Source organism: Richelia intracellularis HH01, from assembly GCF_000350105.1.
GTDB lineage: Bacteria > Cyanobacteriota > Cyanobacteriia > Cyanobacteriales > Nostocaceae > Richelia > Richelia intracellularis.
Window position 1 is genome coordinate 48,603 of sequence record NZ_CAIY01000054.1, and the last position, 19,345, is coordinate 67,947.

Consider the following 19,345-nt stretch of genomic DNA (forward strand, 5'->3'; position numbering starts at 1 on the left):
CTGAAATAAGAATATATTCAGACTCTTAATACATGTTAAATCATACAGTAATCTTTAAGAGATAATTATAAATGAATTGATATAAGAGTAACATTCGTATCTGGCTATTACCTGTATGACTATGTATTGGCTAATTAGTAGAGATTTATTTAATTATCAATTAGTCATTTATATCGTTTATATTTATTATGTTGTTACCTCTATAATATTACAATTGGACAATTTTATATCCCCAGTTTACTGCTATTTGACAAAAACTCCAATACCAAATTATGTAAAGACTTATATTTTATAGTTTTACCTCTTTTGGAAAAACTTTGCCTTATAATCCTAAAAACCTATTATTCTTTATAAGATATTAACTATGAGAGATATTTTTACTCAGAGATATCTCCGTTATGAGGTTTATATTTTACTTATAATGTTACAATTTATCTCAAATAATTTTAGTGTGTGTTTAAGCTTGCATTTCTATGGATAGACTTGAAAGTCTACCATCTTCCATATAGATGATACGATCAGGGATGTCTGGAATAGAGATGTGCTTAATCATGGAATAAAATCTCCTATTACTAATATCAAAGCCTCTTTATATATTAGGGGTAATATTCTTCTATACAGGTATTCAAATATGCAGAGAGGACTGACTTAGTGGAAAATAATTCTCCCCACAATAGATCACATTGCTGTATCTAGGCTAAATCCAAAAATAATAGGGTATATATCAACTAATATGTTTTTTCAAAATCAGTAACCTATAAAATAATCATAATATTAGTATTTATAATAAAAATATCATTTTGGGATAGATAAAATTTAAGAGCATTTCCTACTCTAATTAAACCTATGCTTACACTGCCAGCAGAATGTTTAGGAGATACCCTCAAAAAATTCTGCCCGCTAGTTATTAAATGACCTCAGCATTAAAAGAAGAGCCAAGAGTAAATAATCCCCCAATATTAATAGTGCGTTTTCTGACTTCCCTAGTAGTTTCAATAACCTGTTCAATTTGTTCAACAACTTGTTGACATTTACCGATGATTTTCCAGCCTAAAAGTATAGTATCTGGGAGTTTATTTTTTGTAATTGGCTATTAACTTCAGGTAAATTAAATGCTGGTTTATCTATATTTAAATCAAAAATTAGTAAGGTACTACGATTCGTAGTAAGAGGACTTTTCTACTGAATAGTATAGTATATAGCCTCTGCAGACTTAACCCCTAAAATACCAATTGCTTGATATAAATCTTTTGCATGGGGAAAGACGTGTCGATTCAACAGAAGACCTGGGTACTAATGATAACGGCATCAGCTTTTAATAAATTATGTAATCCAGTAGCAATTTTAAATAGAGCATCTCGGAAATACAACTGTATGAATATTAATAAGTCAGCAAAATGCTATCAGGAATTGAAAATAAAAAATATTCTTTATGGTAACTCAGTTGCAGGGGTATGTTATTGAATTTTCCTAATATATATTATCATAATTGAATTACTCCCGTAACTTGCAAGTTTGTCAATTGCTATGCTTTTTGACTAGATTCAGTCATCAAGTTTTATGTGAACTTTTATACCCTGGCATCAATGTTAATGGAAGGATCACTATTGATTATATTCTGTTGTTGTACTTGCCAACTAACTCTTTCTACAATCCCATATGATCTTAATAGTATTGATCCACTCATGAGTAGTACTTTTTCTCCAACTTTAATTTTTTTGTATGTCACTTTGATCTATCCCTACCACTGCATACATTTGATTTACTTGACTAATCTCAATAATATTCTCACTAGAAATCACTGTTTCTGGAAAGGTATGGTTTTTGAATACCCTTCTTCCTTGAGCAGATCGTACAAAAGCTTGGTTTCAATTAGTTTGGGCTTTTTTTTTACTGTTGTCATAGTCCTTTGCACTTCTACTTCAGCTGCTATGATATCCAAAGGACAGATTTTGACTATTTGATTTAAAGTTGCTTTACCTTAATTAATTTGTTGCTGTTTTGATATTTGAATGTGTTGTAACTTTGCCAATTCTTCTTTAACTCGCTGCTGCGAGGTCTGCCAAGCCAAACATTTATTGCTCTGCAGTGAGGCAGAAATTACCCCTTGTTAATTATATTATAGTTGCTGTTGACGTTGGTATTCTTTATGCCTGCAAACATGTAATGATGGCTTGCTGGGTATTTATTTTCCCTTGTTTTGCTCCTGACTTCACTTTTGCGAAATTTGCCTTCCCCTGTACTTCTTCCAAAGCTGCTTATAGCTCTTCCCAATTATCTAAAATTGCTACTATTTGCCCTATTTTATATGATCCCCTTCTTGATACTAATAACTTCTCTAATTTACTTCCTTGAATAATAAATAGAGTGTGCCGATGACTTAACTATCTTTCCCCTTGCTTATAATCTGGCCAAGACTGTAATTGTTTGAATTTTAGATATCAAAGTGAGGCTTTTCTATACCTGTTTTAATTTATTTTTTTGAGATTGACTTAATACTTAAGTACTAATTGCAACCATAAATAAGGCCATAAGTGTGAAAATCGCTAATAATGGGAAAAATTGTGATAATGAGAATAAAGATTTTTTAAATTTCAGTTTTTGTGACATCATATTAAATTTGTTACGCAAAGATTAATCTGTTTAGTTCTAAAATACATATAAAGTCAACAGATTACTTTTATTCTTTCCTACAGTAATTACTAGTAGGTATCATGGCATATTAGAATTTACATTCTAAATTTTGTCTCTACTTTCCACTAATACGAATCAAGTTTTCCTCTGATTCATATGTACACATTTATTTTATTTGTCCAAGGTTTAAAAATTATCATTGTGATAAATCAGAGTTTAAAGGTCATAATTTTTTGAATAGATTTTATTAGAATTACATACTAATTTTAGACATATAATCAAAACTCATATATTTGGTGAAGTCTATTTTTCAGCAAATTGTTATGCTTGCTATGCTTATGACTCTTTCAATCTATCAATTTATTAAGATTATTGGAGACTAAATCTTGGAATTTAAAGCGTCGTATTCAATCAAAAACTATTACGGCTTGAAACACTGATACCGGAATTCATAGATAATATTAGATCTTTCAGGAATGCTTGATTGTTTTTTTCAGAGGTTCTATGCAGTAGTTATGGAAAAATGGTTAGACTGGCACTAGTGTTGGTAAGTTTGCATTGTTTGTATAGGTTAAAAATAAGTGTATATGGATATATTAAGGGTTGAGAAACTTTACTTAAAAATATAATTATTCAGAAAGAGTTAGCCAAAAAGTCAAAATCCCATCATATAATAACATTTGCAAATAAAGTAAAAAATAATACCATATTACATATAAAGCTATAAAAACTAGTGCAGATGGTCATATATACAAATTATCAAGCTTGAATAAAGGCAATTATTGTTATTTCTGGATAATTTACAGAGCAATTTCAATTCTATGTAAAGATATATGCATAAATATATATTTAATACTTTAAGCTTTTAACTAATCAACTATTCTCAGTTGAATTTATCTCATCTACAAGCAAAGGTTTAATTATTTAAAGAGACTAATAAGTTCTCATTTTATTCAGTAGATTTTATATATGTTAGGGTACTTTACCCGTAAAAGGCAAGTATGTTATTGACAGTCTGACGTTTAGTAATCGAGACTAAGGAGAGATATTTTCCCACCTCTAAGTATTAGAACTTAACAATAAATTTTATACAATGCCTTTGATATAAATTCCTCAATTCCGATTTCTACAAAGATATACAAGCATTTACTAAAGGTAATAGAGGACCTATTTGCTCTTGTCCATTAATTGCTAATTTACTATGACATAGATACACTCTGCTAGATACACGTGCAAGTAAATCTGATAAAATTCTTCTTAATCTTTGATTTTCCGCCAATTTCTCATCCTCTGCTGTCCATGGTTTTCCTAATCTATTGTGTAGGAAGTAGTTAGCACCAAATAATGTAGCAGCTCCTCCCTTCGCCCACAGTTGAGAACCAGTATCTAACCAAAAATGCCACGGATGAGATCTTCGACTAGAACGATACTGGAAAATAGTTGCGAGGATAACAGCATTGCTTAGATGCCCGAGAGTACTAACTGGGCTGGGATTGGCGGTTATACACCCCTGGCGTAAGAGTTGAATAAACTCAGCAATAATGTTAGCCACCTGATGGTTATCATTTAAGGTTTGGGCTTTTCCTAATTTGATGTCAATATCCCAATAGTGTTGAGCAGTTTCTATTAATTCTCTCAATGCAGCTATTTGATGGTACTGCAAACTACCATCATTACCAAAAAAATGTTGGATTGCCTTATCTAAGAAGAATACGGGATTGGGAATCAAGGATAATTCTTGTTGTGAACGCTGCTCTTTTAACCACGCTAATATCTCACTATAAGCTTTGGTGGCAGTATATCCTAACCGATCCCAACGCTTGAAAGTTCTGGCTGGTAATAAGTCTGGCCTTTCTATGTGAGGAACAAAGCAGTAATCAGCGATTAATCCTGCTCTAACAAGATCGATTTTGGGCAATTGTGACGAAACAGTATTTTTCTCATCCTTTGTTCTTTTTTCCTCATTACCACTAAGTAATACCAACATTTCTGCTACCTTATCTCTATCTACCAATCTCCCTAGACCTGGATAAACAAAACTTATAATAGTTAATAAGGCCCGAACCAATGGAGAACTAATCAATGGGCGTTTATCATGTAGGGTTTCTACCGTAATCCCCTGTTTGTTAAGAATTTCTATTAACGTATAACGAGCAATTGCATCTAAACCAGGAGCAATAATAGCAATCTCTTTTGGTTGGACCTTTCTTGTTTTAATAGCTTCTGCAATTGTTTCTGCTGTCTGGCGTAGTAATTGAGCACGAGAGGTGGTTTGGATTGTCTGAATAATAGGTGGTAACTGTGATAATGTCATTGGTTCAGTAACTAATTTCATCATCGGTGCAGCTAAAATATTTGCCATATTATTCTTAGAAGATTCTATTAATATTTCCTGCTGACAACGACTTGCAAGACCTTGCATATAACAAGGATCTGCCCCTAATCCCAAACGAACAATACTATCTGCATTATACGTAAATACACTCGCTATATTATTATCTAGCAAGAATTCAAATAAGTGGCGGGTAATTGCCGGATAGTCCTGAACATCATCTGCGAGTAACCCTTGATAACGTTTGTGGAGTTGTTGCTGATACTGAGAGTCTTGAAGTAAATGCTGGCCGTACAGTTCTGTGACAATACCATAAGTGAGAAATCCTCTTTCCAAACACCAATCACGCCAATCCAATAACAGAAAAGCTATAAATTCTGGTTCTAAATTAAGATTATTTCCTTCTACTATTAAAGCAGAGGTTAAAATAGTGGTAATATCTTCACAAGCAACAGCTGCATAAGCTGCCAATTGTAAACAGTCTAGAAGCCGACGTACCAAGCGATACTCACTCATTCCCTTATATCCTTGGGTTTCTGTATCTAAACTCTTATGCCAAAGTTTAGCTGCTAGTTTTTGTTCTGTTTCTGGACGCAATAGTACTGGGAATTGTGCTTTCAAATCCAGTGATTTTACAAGCAGAGGCCAGAATAAAATCACCTCATCTTGTATAAATCCCAAGGGAGTTTGACAACGCACAGGGTATTTTCCATATGTATCATTGATAACTTTGTCTGATAGTCGGCGGCGATTTTCATTATTGGCAGCTAACACTAAAAACTTTGCTGATGTTTGTTTGATATCTAAACAATGATTTATATGGTTTTTACTATTATGTTTATTTTCTCCTGTATACAAATTTTCTAAAGCATAATATTCATTCTGTATCCAAACATAAAACTGCTTTATCAAACGAGTTGTTTTGCCACTGTGGCTAGGACCAACAATCCAAATTGATTCAGAAATCATTGAAACTCCTGTAAATGCTTTTAATTTTTATTAATCATTCAAAAGAAGGGATATGTATTATATAAATGGTAACTCTTGTATTTCTATATACTTAATTTTTACAGTCTATAAATCTTTGTAAACTCATAAGCTATGTAATATGAATTAACAGCCAATAACTTGGTAACCATATCAATATTATCTGGTATTTTATGAGTCAATCCACATCGGTATTTTAATATATACAGCTCAGTATATAAATTTAATTATTTATACAATCAAAAATTCAAATTTTGAAACTAGCATTTTTTTATTTTGTCAATGTTAACAGTAGAAAATAAAAGCAGGTAATATAAGAATTTAATAATTAGCCCATAGTGGTGCTATATCTATCTAAAGTCTTCTATTTTCTTATGTAATATAACTACCCTCGATGAATAATTCTTGGTTTAGTAACAAAATTTATTCTCTATTACAGTCAGTTTATGACTGGTACTTAACAACCCCTGATCGTTTTCTTGAAATAGCTTATAGAGCTGCTTTAGAAATTAAATCGATAGAGGATAATCATTTTTATGGGAATAAGATAGATTTTACTGTTGTAAGTTATAGCAATAGTGTGATGGATTATTTTCAGGCTGACTTAACAAAACAGTTAAAAATTATTCGCACTCAACTAAAAAAATTTAACACTAGTCGTAGCTTATTATGGATATCTACCAAAAATTTTGTGGAACAGGATGTTGAATTAAACAATAAAAGTAATTTCATTGTGGATAAACTAAAATTTATTGATGAAATTACAAGTAAATATACTCTAATAGAAATAGATACTCGGCAATTAGTTACTCGGAACTTATCTAAACCTCTAGATACTTCGAAAAAGGTTCCAAGACAATTAAAAAATAAGAAATCCCAAGGACAAGAATGGAGCAAAGCAAATACTATAGGGGTACTACCCCGCTCTATCTTTAATACTATTAATCGTTTACAATTGGAGTTAGATCCTAATGCAGAGCAGGATGTAGTAAAAAAATTCCGCAAATCTCAACAAAGAACCATTATTTCTGTCAGGTTTATATTACTATTGATAATAGTACCAATTCTAACTCATCAGATTGTTAAAGCTTTTCTTGTAGGTCCTATTTTGGATAAATCCAAAATATTAGAAAATTTACAGCATACAAATGAGATAGGGTTATTCCTTAACTATGAAATGGAAGAAGAAGCTATTGCTGAATTAAATCAATTTGAAGAGAAACTAAAGTTTCAAAATTTAATTAATGATAAGAATCCTTTGTCTAAAGAACAAATGGATAATAAAATAAAAGAAAAAGCCCAAAATATTGCTCAAAATTATCAGCGTTTGAGTCTTAATGCCATAAGGAACGTCTTTGCAGACATACTATCAGTTTTTACTTTTGTTTGTTTATTAATAATTAGTCAAAAAGATATAGCCATACTAAAAAAATTCTTCGATAATATTGTCTATGGTTTAAGTGATAGTGCTAAAGCTTTTATAATCATATTGTTTACAGATATTTTTGTTGGATTTCACTCGCCTCATGGCTGGGAAGTTATTTTAGAAGGAATATCACATCATTGGGGTTTGCCGGCAAATCATGAGTTTATTTTCTTATTTATTGCAACATTTCCTGTAGTTTTAGATACTGTATTTAAATACTGGATTTTCCGTTATTTAAATAGAATTTCACCTTCTGCAGTGGCAACTTATCATAATATGAATGAATAGGATTTGACATAATGATGATCATTAATTATGAATATAATAAACTGAAACATTAAAATTTTACTGATTCTTACCTCTAAACATAATCCTAAACAAAGAGATGTAAAAATGAAGAGGAATAGAATGAATCCATAATATCTTTAATTTACTGCTTGTAGCATATGTATTTATACGTTATTTACTGGCTTATAATTTGGTAAATAAGTATTTACTCTCGCCCAATTTTACTTCCTCATAAGACTAATAGTGGATATACTTATTTATTAGGATATTTTTATTATTTCTTTATTGTTAAATATTGCTATCTTAGAATGTAAAAAATATCAGTAAAAATGAAATTATAATTTCATTTTTACTGATATTTTATCTCGTAACACGGTATTAAAATCTTGAAGTCAACCTATATTCGGTTATTTATAATACTTAACTTAACCACCTAGCCGCATCTTTGGCATGGTAAGTCAAAATTAAATCTGCACCAGCACGTTTAAACCCAGTTAAAGTTTCTAGTACAACCTTTTGCTCATCAATCCACCCATTTAAGGCAGCAGCTTTAAACATGGAATATTCACCAGAAACACTATAAGCAGCAACAGGTAAATAAGAAGCTTCTTTTACTTGCCAAATAATATCCATATAGGATAAAGCTGGCTTAACCATTAGAATATCTGCCCCTTCAGCTATATCCAACTCAATTTCTTTAATTGCCTCCCGAGAATTTGCAGGATCCATTTGATAGGTTCTTCGATCCCCAAACTGGGGTATCGAATCTGCAGCATCTCGAAAGGGACCATAATATGCAGATGCATACTTGGCAGCATAGGAAAGAATAGGTAAATCTTGAAAACCTTCTTCATCCAGAGCTGTACGGATTGCTTGCACAAATCCATCCATCATTCCAGAAGGTGCAATGATATCTACCCCAGCTTTAGCTTGCGAAACAGCTGTCTTTTTCAAAAGTTCTAAAGTAGGATCGTTTAGTACTCTTCCTGTTAAATCATTTACATCTAAATAACCGCAATGGCCATGACTAGTATATTCACATAGACAAGTATCAGCAATTATAAGTAGTTCTGGTACTGCTTCCTTTATAGCAGTAGCTGTCTTTTGCACAATGCCACAATCATGCCAAGCACCTGTAGCATCAAAATCTTTATTTTCAGGAATCCCAAATAAAATAATTGACGGAATCCCTAAGTCATAAATTTCCCTTGCCTCTTCAACAATTTTATCAGTGGATAATTGATAGACTCCAGGCATGGACTTAACCTCATTAGCAATCCCTTCACCTGGAACAGCAAATAATGGGTATATTAAGTCGCTTTTATTTAAAACAGTTTCTCTAACCATATTACGTAATTGGGCATGCTTACGGAGGCGACGTGGACGATGAGTAGGAAACATAAATTTTTATAACCTGAGCAACTAGAATTAATGCAATACAAATAAAAAATAACTTAGAGGTCAACTAGAATTTATATGTTACTAAATTCTTATCCTCCTGAACTATATTAACTTCTAAACTTTAATATAAACAGGTTATTTTTTCATTTTACCAGGCTGCCTGAAGTATTTTGTTTATATCCCAAACAAATAATTCTTAATATTAATAGAGTAAACCATAGAATTCCCAGTCTATGAATTATTAATTATAGTTGTTTAATAGCATTACTTTATGCTATTAGCATATATATTTTCATGTATTTATTATTAGTTAGATTATGTTATATAAGTATTTTTAGCCAAAATATCAATACCTAAATTTTTATCCTTTTATTATAGACACAGGTAAAACTTGTTAGATGGGGAAGCTAGTATATCCCAAAACGACAAAAATACAATCCTAATCCGGAGATTGGAGTTATCGTCGACTAACTAGGAAGAAATATCTACTTTTACTCTATTAGCTAAAATTATTCATTAAATAAGTATAAGATACAACTAAAAACCGAAAGATAAAAAACAATTATCTATTAATATTTCTAAATATTAAGATATCTTTTTAATAGAGTAATCAAAGGAGATATACCTATAAATTAGTTATGAATGAAAAATATTTATAATCCGTATAGCTGTTTGCAGAATTCTGAAGATAAATGGATAAATAAAGGATTTTATATTTATTTTAGACAACTTAATAATACATAGTTAACCCCTAGTTTACCAAAATATTAATTCCTACTAAGATCAGTAAAAAGCTCAAGTTAACTCAAATCAGACAAATCATACTGGTAACAGTTTCCCCATATAACCAAAATATTCAAGTGAAACAATTAATGGCTTCTTTGGCATTAGATTTACCTCTTAGGCTTAATATTCCTAAAATTTTCTTGCTATCACTCATCATCAATTTAATAATTATATTATGAAGTAATCATGAGCATAATTGTTTTAAGATTAGAAGACTACCCGATATAGGAAGAATATAGTTAATCTAATTAGTTAATAACCAAATAAAACTTATCATGTCAACTGAACTTCATACAGAAATCAGTCAAGCAGTTGTACAAAGACGTAATTTTGCTATTATTTCTCATCCAGATGCTGGTAAAACAACGCTTACAGAAAAATTATTATTATATGGTGGTGCAATTCATGAAGCTGGGTCAGTAAAGGCAAGAAGGGCGCAAAAAAAGGCAACTTCTGACTGGATGGAAATGGAACAGCAACGGGGTATTTCCATTACTTCCACGGTGTTGCAATTTGTCTATCAAGGTTTTCATATCAACTTATTAGATACTCCCGGACACCAAGATTTTAGCGAAGATACTTATCGAACTTTAACAGCTGCAGATAATGCGGTAATGTTGATTGATGTAGCCAAGGGTTTAGAACCTCAAACCAAGAAATTATTTGAGGTTTGTAAAATGAGGGGTATACCTATTTTTACCTTTGTCAATAAACTTGATAGACCTGGTAGGGAACCTCTAAATTTATTGGATGAGATTGAACAAGAATTAGGTTTGCAAACCTATGCGGCAAATTGGCCTATTGGTATGGGTGATCGTTTTAAAGGTATTTATGATCGTCATCAGGAGAAAATTCATCTATTTGAGCGCAGTGCTCATGGTAGCCGAGAAGCTTCTGATACAATTATAGATATAGGGGATATCAGACTTGAAGAGTTGTTATTAGATAAAGATCTTTATTATGAGCTCAAAAATGATATTGAGCTTTTAGATGGGGTGGGTGAAGAGATGGACTTAGCAGCTATTCACAATGGTCAGATGACCCCTGTGTTTTTTGGTAGTGCTATGACCAACTTTGGTGTTGAACTGTTCCTCAAGTACTTCTTGGATTATGCTCTTAAGCCTGGATCTTACAGTAGTACAGAGGGTGATATTCCTCCAACTTATCCAGAATTTTCTGGATTTGTATTTAAACTTCAGGCAAACATGGATCCCAAACATCGTGATCGTGTAGCTTTTATTCGTGTTTGTACAGGTAAGTTTGAAAAAGATATGACAGTAGTTCATGCACGTACTGGTAGAAATATTCGCCTCTCCCGCCCCCAAAAACTGTTTGCTCAAGAAAGAGTATCAATTAATAATGCCTATCCTGGAGATGTGATTGGCTTAAATAACCCTGGTATGTTTGCTATCGGTGATACTATTTATACTGGTAAAAAACTAGAATATGAGGGTATTCCCTACTTCTCTCCTGAGTTATTTGCTTCCCTAAGAAATCCTAACCCTTCTAAGTTTAAACAGTTCCAAAAAGGGGTATCAGAATTACGGGAAGAAGGGGCTGTGCAAATCATGTATTCACTAGATGAAGCCAAGCGGGATCCGATTTTAGCTTCTGTCGGACAATTGCAATTGGAGGTGGTACAATTCCGCTTACAAAATGAGTATGGAGTAGAAACAATTCTCGAGGTTTTGCCTTACAGCATTGCCCGTTGGGTTGATGGGGGTTGGGAAGCTTTAGAAAAAGTGGGACGGATCTTCAATACTACTACCGTCAAAGACATTGAGGAACGGCCTGTATTACTATTCCGCAATGAATGGAATTGTCAACAATTAGGAACAGACCATCCAGGTTTAAAATTGAGTTCCATTGCACCTGTAGTGATTGGGAAGCAACCAATACCATAAATAAAGTCAAGGGTGAAAAGATAATTGGTAGGTAAGAATACACCTGAATTATAAATTTGAGCACAAGTATAATTAATATTATCTTTGCCCTTTACCTACTTTTCGCATAACCTTTAAAAGTATTTTATTTGACAAATTTTTAACTCAAATTAGGTAATTTAAAAGAAGATAGAAGTATAAGAAGCGATATGTATTCAAATTACCGATCCTCTTTGGAGGCTGGACTAGTTTCTCTAAATCAAGGAAATTTTCAAGAAGCTATCTCTATTTTAAGAGTAGTTATTACTGAAACAGAAGTTATCTCAGTACGTTTAAAAGCTTGCATAGTATTAATAATTGCTTATGTCCATACTGGCAATGTCTTTATGTGAAGACTTAAAAGGGAGTAGAAATCTACGGATTCAATGGCGGGCAGAAACAACTTTACGAGAATTGAAAATTTGCATTTCCCAAGGCATTTATTCTTTCGATAACAAAATAGAATTTATACTACTTGAATCGAATTTTATACCAAGAAACCTGTGTAATAAAGTTGCAATTACTCTTGAGGAATATACACAAAATAGTAGAGTATTAGGCCAATTTGATAATTTATCATTCACAAATAAAATATAATACCCAAACTACTATTACCTTCTCAGGATTATAATACTGAAGATAGTAATACGAACAAATTACTATCTAAATATCCATTTAGTAAATCTTTAGTTGTTAACCATCAAAATACAAGAACAAATATACTCAAGCGGTAAAATACTCAGAGATTAAAGTTTTGGCAACCCCTAATTCCAATTAATTTGACTCTATTAAGACTACTTACTGTTGCAACATTTGGGTCTATTTTTTGGCTGTTACGAGAACTAATAAAGTGTGTAATGGTAACTGCCAATTATATTTTAATTAAGCTACCTTTTGTATAACCATTCAACTACTTGTACAATGACTCCGGTAATTTGCTATTGTTAATACTTATTATTACAACAAGTATTTCGCCCTGGGTATTAGATTGATTATTTAAAAGCTGGTATAGTCAAAAACCTTTAAATAAAAATACTCTCAACCAATACAGTGGAGGCAGTCAAAGTATTACGCTGCTATTGCAAAAAACAAGGGTATGGTTTCCCGCAGTTGGCAATTTTGCCTGTGACTGCTCTTATTGCTTTTACTTATGGAAATTCACCCGGTACTGCTCGCATTGTTGTTAGTCAAAGCTTATTAGAACAGCTGGAAGTCGATGAGATCACTGCAATATATGCCAGTCATTTAGCACATATTCGGTGTTGGGATATGGCAGTAATGTCCCTAGTATTATTGCTTACTATTCCAATTAGCAAGTTGTATCAACAGATATCAGCTTGGGGGAATAGTATTTCCCTATCTTGGTTACGTAACATAGTCAGTATCATTGGTAGCTTTGTTTATGCAGTCTGGTTTACATTAAATGCTACTACTTTCCCATTATCTCGGTTGAGAATTTATTATAGTGATCGTTTTGCTTATAAAATTACACGTAATCCTAATGGTTTAATTAGAGGAATACTGAAAATCGCCATTGGTATAGCTAATGATGTTAAAAAACAAAGGCATACTAGTTAGCAATTAGAAAGTCTAGATATAATTATCCCTGTAGGTCATCATCAAAGTATTACTTTGGGTAGTATTTTTCCCCAAGTGACCTTTAAGTCATTCCTGATGTGGGATTATCTAAACCCCTATAGTCGTTGTTTTCTTCTCAATCATAGCCATCCCTTGCTTGGTATTCGGATCAATAGACTTGGTAAAATTGCCCACTATTGGCGTATCTCCAAGGAAATAAATATTGAATACCAGAAATCTTTGCAAATAAAACCCCCATTTTTCCTAATTAACATTGCTCCTTGGCTAGGTATACTCACGGGTATAAGTCTTGCCTATTCAATTTGGTTGCTTTGGCAAATTGCTTATGCCATGAAGTGGTTAAATCTTAAGTGGATATACTATGATGATTTGGGTTATATCTGGGGTTGCATATTGATAGGGTTTAGCATTGGTATTTTGGTAAGAATTAATTTTCTCTTCCCCAGTACTGAATCTGATACATTAAAAAATGAAGAAAAACTACTTAAGTATCTTATTAATCCCACATTATTACCAGCTGATAGTGCAAGGATCAACTTAGTTGGTACACTCCTATGACATCAGGGTCTTGGTAACTTAATTGGACAAGATCTAATTCTACATACAAATTTATGCTTGATAAAATTGCAATATATTCCTTGGTTTAGTGGGAGTAATTACCCCCAGAATTTAATTGGCAGACAGGTTGTTGTTAAAGGTTGGGTAAGACGAGGTGCAATTCCCTGGATTGAAATTTGCTCTTTGGAAACCCAAACCGGTAGAATTATGAAAATCCCCCATGTGTTTATTCACTTCGTTATAGCAGTAATTTCAACAGCTTGGGGAGCACACTTACTACTTGCTAGTTAAGTGTAAGTTAATCGTGCCGGATATTTTATATATATGCAATCTACACTAGCTTTTTATATAAACTAGAACTTATTCTCTTATATTTTGTGTTCTATATTTCTAATTATCCCTTAAAGCCCCTCTAAAGGTACTTCTAAGAATTTAGCTAATTCAGCTGCTGATGTCTCTAAATCCCTTAAGGTAATGGGTTGACCGACCCTGGTTAAGGGTATATCTCGTCTATTTTTAACCCTTAAGTATAAAGCCCGTTGAGGGTTAATTCCTTCTTTAATTTTAATCCGAATTGACTGTATGTCATGCTCACAGAGATTAATCTCAATTCTGCGATTTTTACCAGGAAAACCCCATCTGAATATTATCACAACCCCTGTTTCACGGTTGAACTCATTATATCCTCCGCCTAAATCCCAAATAATAGTCAGCCATAAATAAATGGATAATAATAAACCTGCTAAACCATACAAACCCATGACTAGTCCTTGGGGAAGAAATTGTAATTGTGTAGGGTCTGTTATGAGAAGCAGATTAGTATGTATATAGCTAGATAAACCCGCTAGGAAAAAACTTAAGCTGCCTAATGATAAGGTTGTTGCCCACCAGTAATTGCTCAACCTTCGTGCACCAAGTACCTTCTGGAATAGAAATTTCTCACCTGTACTATGGCTTGTTAATACTGTCATTGGACTATCCTGAGTTTGACATACTCTTTATACAAGTCTCCCATGTTTAGAACAACTGTTGCAAGCGTATATTTGAAGAGTGTTTTGTAGATTATGAGAGAATTTGTGTTAGGTAGTTAAAATTCTGAACTTTAATGCGAATGCGGATAGTACTTTTGGAGAAAATACTGGTTTTCTATCGACAAATTTGTCACGAAGTTTAAATAAATATGATAAGTTAAGAAACATTAAGATGCCAATAGCTATAAATAACGTATTAGCAGTATCTTAATCCTTGGCATATTAGATAAGAAAAATAGATCCTAAAAGGTATTATTTTCTTACACTTTTAACTGCCTGATAAAGTAGTTAAATAAATCTGTCAAAGGTGTTTTTATAACGTTGCAATTTTAGTTTATAGAGTAAAGGGGATTTTATTCCGATGACCATCGCAATTGGACGTACTACCAATACCAGAGGGTGGTTTGACGTTCTGGACGACTGGTTAAAGCGTGATCGCTTTGTATTCGTAGGTTGGTCAGGATTATTACTGTTTCCCTGCGCATATCTAGCATTAGGCGGTTGGCTAACCGGAACTACGTTTGTTACATCCTGGTATACCCACGGCTTAGCATCCTCCTACCTAGAAGGTTGTAATTTTCTTACGGTAGCTGTGTCTACACCAGCTGATGCCATGGGTCATTCCCTACTGCTTTTGTGGGGACCAGAGGCTCAAGGAGATTTTACACGTTGGTGCCAGCTAGGTGGTTTATGGGCATTTGTTGCCTTACATGGAGCTTTTGGTTTGATTGGCTTCATGCTCAGGCAATTTGAGATTGCACGCTTAATAGGAATTAGACCTTATAACGCGATTGCATTCTCTGCACCCATTGCAGTATTTGTCAGTGTATTTTTAATGTACCCACTGGGCCAATCTTCCTGGTTCTTTGCTCCCAGTTTTGGAGTGGCAGCAATATTCCGCTTTTTGCTATTCTTGCAAGGGTTTCATAACTGGACACTCAATCCATTCCATATGATGGGGGTAGCAGGAGTATTAGGTGGAGCCTTATTGTGTGCAATTCATGGGGCAACAGTAGAGAATACATTGTTTGAAGATGGGGATGGTTCTAATACATTCCGAGCATTTGAACCCACTCAAGCAGAAGAAACCTATTCTATGGTAACTGCAAACCGTTTCTGGTCACAGATTTTCGGCATTGCATTCTCTAATAAGCGTTGGTTACACTTTTTCATGCTATTCGTTCCTGTAACTGGGCTGTGGATGAGTGCAGTGGGGATTGTTGGTTTGGCATTGAACCTGCGTGCTTATGATTTTGTTTCTCAAGAATTGCGCGCAGCAGAAGACCCAGAGTTTGAAACATTCTATACCAAAAATATTTTGTTGAATGAGGGTATCCGGGCATGGATGGCTCCTCAAGATCAACCACACGAAAACTTCATATTCCCTGAGGAGGTATTACCCCGTGGTAACGCTCTCTAATAGTTTTACAATGGTAGGGGGACGTGACCAGGAATCCACAGGCTTTGCTTGGTGGGCTGGTAATGCTCGCCTAATTAACTTATCTGGCAAATTGCTAGGTGCTCATGTCGCACATGCTGGTTTGATAGTATTTTGGGCAGGGGCAATGACTTTATTTGAAGTTGCCCATTTTGTTCCAGAAAAACCCTTGTTTGAACAAGGTTTCATTCTAATTCCTCATCTGGCCACAATTGGATGGGGTGTAGGGCCTGGCGGTGAAATAATTGACATATTCCCCTACTTTGTAGTAGGTGTGCTGCACCTGATTTCCTCTGCAGTCTTAGGATTAGGTGGACTTTATCATGTCTTACGGGGTCCTGAAACCTTAGAAGAGTATTCCTCATTTTTCGGTTATGACTGGAAAGACAAGAATAAAATGACCAACATCATTGGTTTCCACTTAATTATGTTAGGATGTGGCGCCTTCCTACTGGTACTTAAAGCTATGTTCTTTGGCGGTGTGTATGACACCTGGGCACCAGGGGGTGGTGATGTACGCGTTATCACTAACCCCACATTAAACCCTGCTGTAATCTTCGGTTACTTACTGAAATCTCCTTTGGGGGGAAGCGGTTGGTTAATTGGCGTAGATAATATGGAAGATGTTATCGGTGGTCATATTTGGGTGGGTTTGTTGTGTATTGGTGGTGGTATTTGGCACATTTTGACCAAACCTTTTGCCTGGGCACGCCGTGCTTTAGTATGGTCTGGCGAAGCTTATTTATCCTACAGCTTGGCAGCTTTGTCTCTGATGGGCTTTACTGCTGCTTGTTTTGTCTGGTTCAATAATACTGTTTACCCAAGTGAGTTTTATGGGCCAACCAATGCTGAAGCTTCTCAGTCTCAGTCTTTTATTTTCCTAGTCCGTGATCAAAAGTTAGGAGCTAATATTGCTTCTGCTCAAGGCCCTACTGGTTTAGGCAAATACTTGATGCGTTCACCCTCCGGTGAGATAATCTTTGGCGGTGAAACCATGCGTTTCTGGGACTTTCGTGGTCCTTGGTTAGAACCATTACGTGGTCCTAATGGTCTAGACTTAGATAAGATACGTAATGATGTACAGCCATGGCAGATACGACGTGCGTCTGAATACATGACCCATGCACCCAATGCTTCCATAAACTCTGTGGGTGGTGTTATTACTGAGCCAAACTCTTTTAACTTTGTCAACTTACGCCAGTGGCTAGCTGGCTCCCATTTTATATTAGCCTTTTTCTTTCTAGTAGGCCACTGGTGGCATGCCGGTCGTGCAAGAGCAGCAGTCGCTGGTTTTGAGAAGGGTATTAGCCGTGAGAGTGAGCCAGTAATGACTATGCCCGATCTGGACTAATATTTGATTTTGATTTTGATTTTGATTTAATTTTCACAACTGAGGTTGAAAGGCCCCGCATTGTAAATGTGGGGCTTTTACATAATAGAATAAATATAAACTCATTACATAACGGTTATTATTTACAAATTTAACTGTTTTATAAAGATGGTAATAATGTTATAATATAGCAAGATAAATAGCAATCCTTGGTAAATATTTGATGGAAATTTATAACCAAAGGAAATAACTACAATTATCCAAATTAATTTATAGTTATTATTCTATCCGGAGTTACAAAAGCAATCACTTTACTATATATAAAATTAGGCTATTTTAATTTATAAACTTCCCCAAGGCTATTGAGCTATGCTGGGAGTACAGGGTTTTCCCTGACTTATATGCCTATGTAGCTGCTAATGTTGTTGATAATACTGTGTATTTATAATGACTGAATAGGAAGACTTTAAATTTTAAAAGTCTTTGATGCGTCTATAGCTTCGAAGGTGAATTTCTTGGGTTTATATTCTCAGAAATATATTTAGTAGTGTTATCTATTATAATAGTCTAGAGATATGAATTATCTTGAGAATGTAAACTTTATTCGTAAGATCTGGGAATCAATTGTTTGTGAGTAAACTCGAACTCACCTGTTTTTTAAATTTTCACCATAGTAAATACTTTGGTATTTCTTTTGCTACCCTATGACTGGTGTTTAGATATTGAGAGTCAGTAATTTTTCTTACTCTGTTAAGAGTATAGATTTTATTGCCCACTACTATCCTGTCTAAAATTATCGTTATTTTTCCATAATAGTTTGGGAGTAATGAGTAGCACTATTAAAAGCAGAAGGAGCTGAATTTCCCATGGTGCCAAGACCAAGCTAATAATTAGGCTAATGGCTGCTATAACTCCTGCAAGCTGTCCAACTTCATCATTACACCGCCTGTAAATATAGCTACTTAACAGACCTGTGCAAAGGGATAACAGAAAAAACAAAGGCATATTCCTTCAACCTAGCAAGTAGTCTTCCATATATGAGTTTGCGAATATAGAAACTTCAACTTTAGCACAAGAAGTATGTAGTGGGTCTTATATAATGCTTTATACAAAGCCAGTTTTCTTTTTAAATATCTATTCATATGAACATCTATTTTTAGATAGTTAGTTTTCTAATAGACAAAGAACTTGCACAACATTTTGTTAAGTAATTACACTTATAAAGTTGGCTGGTCTAACTGAACAAAAATTGCAGATTTTATTTTGTAATTTTGTAAAGTTTTTTATCTTAATATATATATATCTTACCACTATCTGTTGACATTACCAAAATAATATGAGGATCTTTATAGGCTTTTACCAGTCTGAAATATATATAAACATGGTTATTAATGACAAAATAGCTCAATATTTTACTAATTTGATCTATATATAATTATCAATATAACTTAATCTAAAGCATTTTTAAGTTAACAGTTTCGTGAAATTATTCTTATGGAGTATTATTTGCTTTGCAGCAAATAGCTTACTGATGGTATAAATCAATTAATTTAAACTATTGGTAACCTTTAATTTATACAAACTTGAATTTCCAATTTTCCTTGGTTTAATTT

General features: G+C 33.7%; 13 protein-coding genes. 9 read left to right on the plus strand and 4 right to left on the minus strand.

Annotated elements, in window-relative coordinates; genetic code table 11:
- Nucleotides 1–1,570: 1,570 nt before the first annotated feature.
- The gene (locus tag RINTHH_RS10805; protein ID WP_155943935.1) at nt 1,571–1,729 is read right to left on the minus strand and encodes a hypothetical protein; all 159 of its coding nucleotides are present in this window, start codon (nt 1,727–1,729) and stop codon (nt 1,571–1,573) included.
- A gap of 359 nt (nt 1,730–2,088) precedes the next feature.
- Between RINTHH_RS10805 and RINTHH_RS10180 the strand changes: the two genes are divergently transcribed.
- Complete coding sequence (locus RINTHH_RS10180; protein WP_231291169.1) at nt 2,089–2,355, plus strand: hypothetical protein; 267 nt, start codon at nt 2,089–2,091, stop codon at nt 2,353–2,355.
- 1,405 nt (nt 2,356–3,760) lie between these two features.
- On the opposite strand, the gene RINTHH_RS06885 is transcribed toward RINTHH_RS10180, so the two are convergent.
- Nucleotides 3,761–5,935 (minus strand): hypothetical protein, encoded by a 2,175-nt coding sequence (locus RINTHH_RS06885; protein WP_008234653.1) that lies wholly within the window; start codon nt 5,933–5,935, stop codon nt 3,761–3,763.
- Between the two features lie 412 nt (nt 5,936–6,347).
- Between RINTHH_RS06885 and RINTHH_RS06890 the strand changes: the two genes are divergently transcribed.
- The gene (locus RINTHH_RS06890; RefSeq protein ID WP_008234655.1) at nt 6,348–7,667 is read left to right on the plus strand and encodes a proton extrusion protein PcxA; all 1,320 of its coding nucleotides are present in this window, start codon (nt 6,348–6,350) and stop codon (nt 7,665–7,667) included.
- 420 nt (nt 7,668–8,087) lie between these two features.
- Here the strand turns inward: RINTHH_RS06890 and hemB are convergent, their stop codons facing one another.
- Nucleotides 8,088–9,068 carry a porphobilinogen synthase gene (gene hemB / locus RINTHH_RS06895; protein WP_008234657.1) on the minus strand — a complete coding sequence of 327 codons (981 nt, stop codon included), beginning with the start codon at nt 9,066–9,068 and terminating at the stop codon, nt 8,088–8,090.
- Between the two features lie 1,061 nt (nt 9,069–10,129).
- Between hemB and RINTHH_RS06900 the strand changes: the two genes are divergently transcribed.
- The 5 genes from RINTHH_RS06900 (at nt 10,130) to RINTHH_RS10195 (ending at nt 14,224) form a co-directional block, all read left to right on the plus strand.
- Nucleotides 10,130–11,758 (plus strand): peptide chain release factor 3, encoded by a 1,629-nt coding sequence (locus tag RINTHH_RS06900; protein ID WP_008234659.1) that lies wholly within the window; start codon nt 10,130–10,132, stop codon nt 11,756–11,758.
- A 342-nt stretch (nt 11,759–12,100) separates the two neighbouring features.
- On the plus strand, nt 12,101–12,373 hold the full coding sequence (locus RINTHH_RS06910) for a hypothetical protein (RefSeq protein ID WP_155943936.1): 273 nt from the start codon (nt 12,101–12,103) through the stop codon (nt 12,371–12,373).
- Between the two features lie 453 nt (nt 12,374–12,826).
- Nucleotides 12,827–13,354 (plus strand): M48 family metallopeptidase, encoded by a 528-nt coding sequence (locus tag RINTHH_RS10185; protein ID WP_008234672.1) that lies wholly within the window; start codon nt 12,827–12,829, stop codon nt 13,352–13,354.
- Nucleotides 13,355–13,450: 96 nt separating this feature from the next.
- Nucleotides 13,451–13,933: a hypothetical protein gene (locus tag RINTHH_RS10190; RefSeq protein ID WP_008234675.1), complete on the plus strand. Its 483-nt coding sequence runs from the start codon at nt 13,451–13,453 to the stop codon at nt 13,931–13,933.
- A gap of 57 nt (nt 13,934–13,990) precedes the next feature.
- Entirely contained in the window at nt 13,991–14,224 is a 234-nt protein-coding gene (locus RINTHH_RS10195) for a hypothetical protein (RefSeq protein WP_008234676.1), read from the plus strand.
- Between the two features lie 110 nt (nt 14,225–14,334).
- Here RINTHH_RS10195 and RINTHH_RS06920 read toward each other — a convergent pair whose 3' ends face one another.
- Complete coding sequence (locus RINTHH_RS06920; RefSeq protein ID WP_008234677.1) at nt 14,335–14,904, minus strand: photosystem I assembly protein Ycf4; 570 nt, start codon at nt 14,902–14,904, stop codon at nt 14,335–14,337.
- A gap of 421 nt (nt 14,905–15,325) precedes the next feature.
- On the opposite strand from RINTHH_RS06920, the gene psbD reads away from it, so the two are divergent.
- Nucleotides 15,326–16,384, plus strand: a complete 1,059-nt coding sequence (gene psbD / locus RINTHH_RS06925; RefSeq protein ID WP_008234679.1) for a photosystem II D2 protein (photosystem q(a) protein) — start codon at nt 15,326–15,328, stop codon at nt 16,382–16,384.
- The gene (gene psbC / locus RINTHH_RS06930; protein WP_008234680.1) at nt 16,368–17,753 is read left to right on the plus strand and encodes a photosystem II reaction center protein CP43; all 1,386 of its coding nucleotides are present in this window, start codon (nt 16,368–16,370) and stop codon (nt 17,751–17,753) included. Before psbD ends, psbC begins: the two co-directional genes overlap by 17 nt.
- Nucleotides 17,754–19,345 lie beyond the last annotated feature (1,592 nt).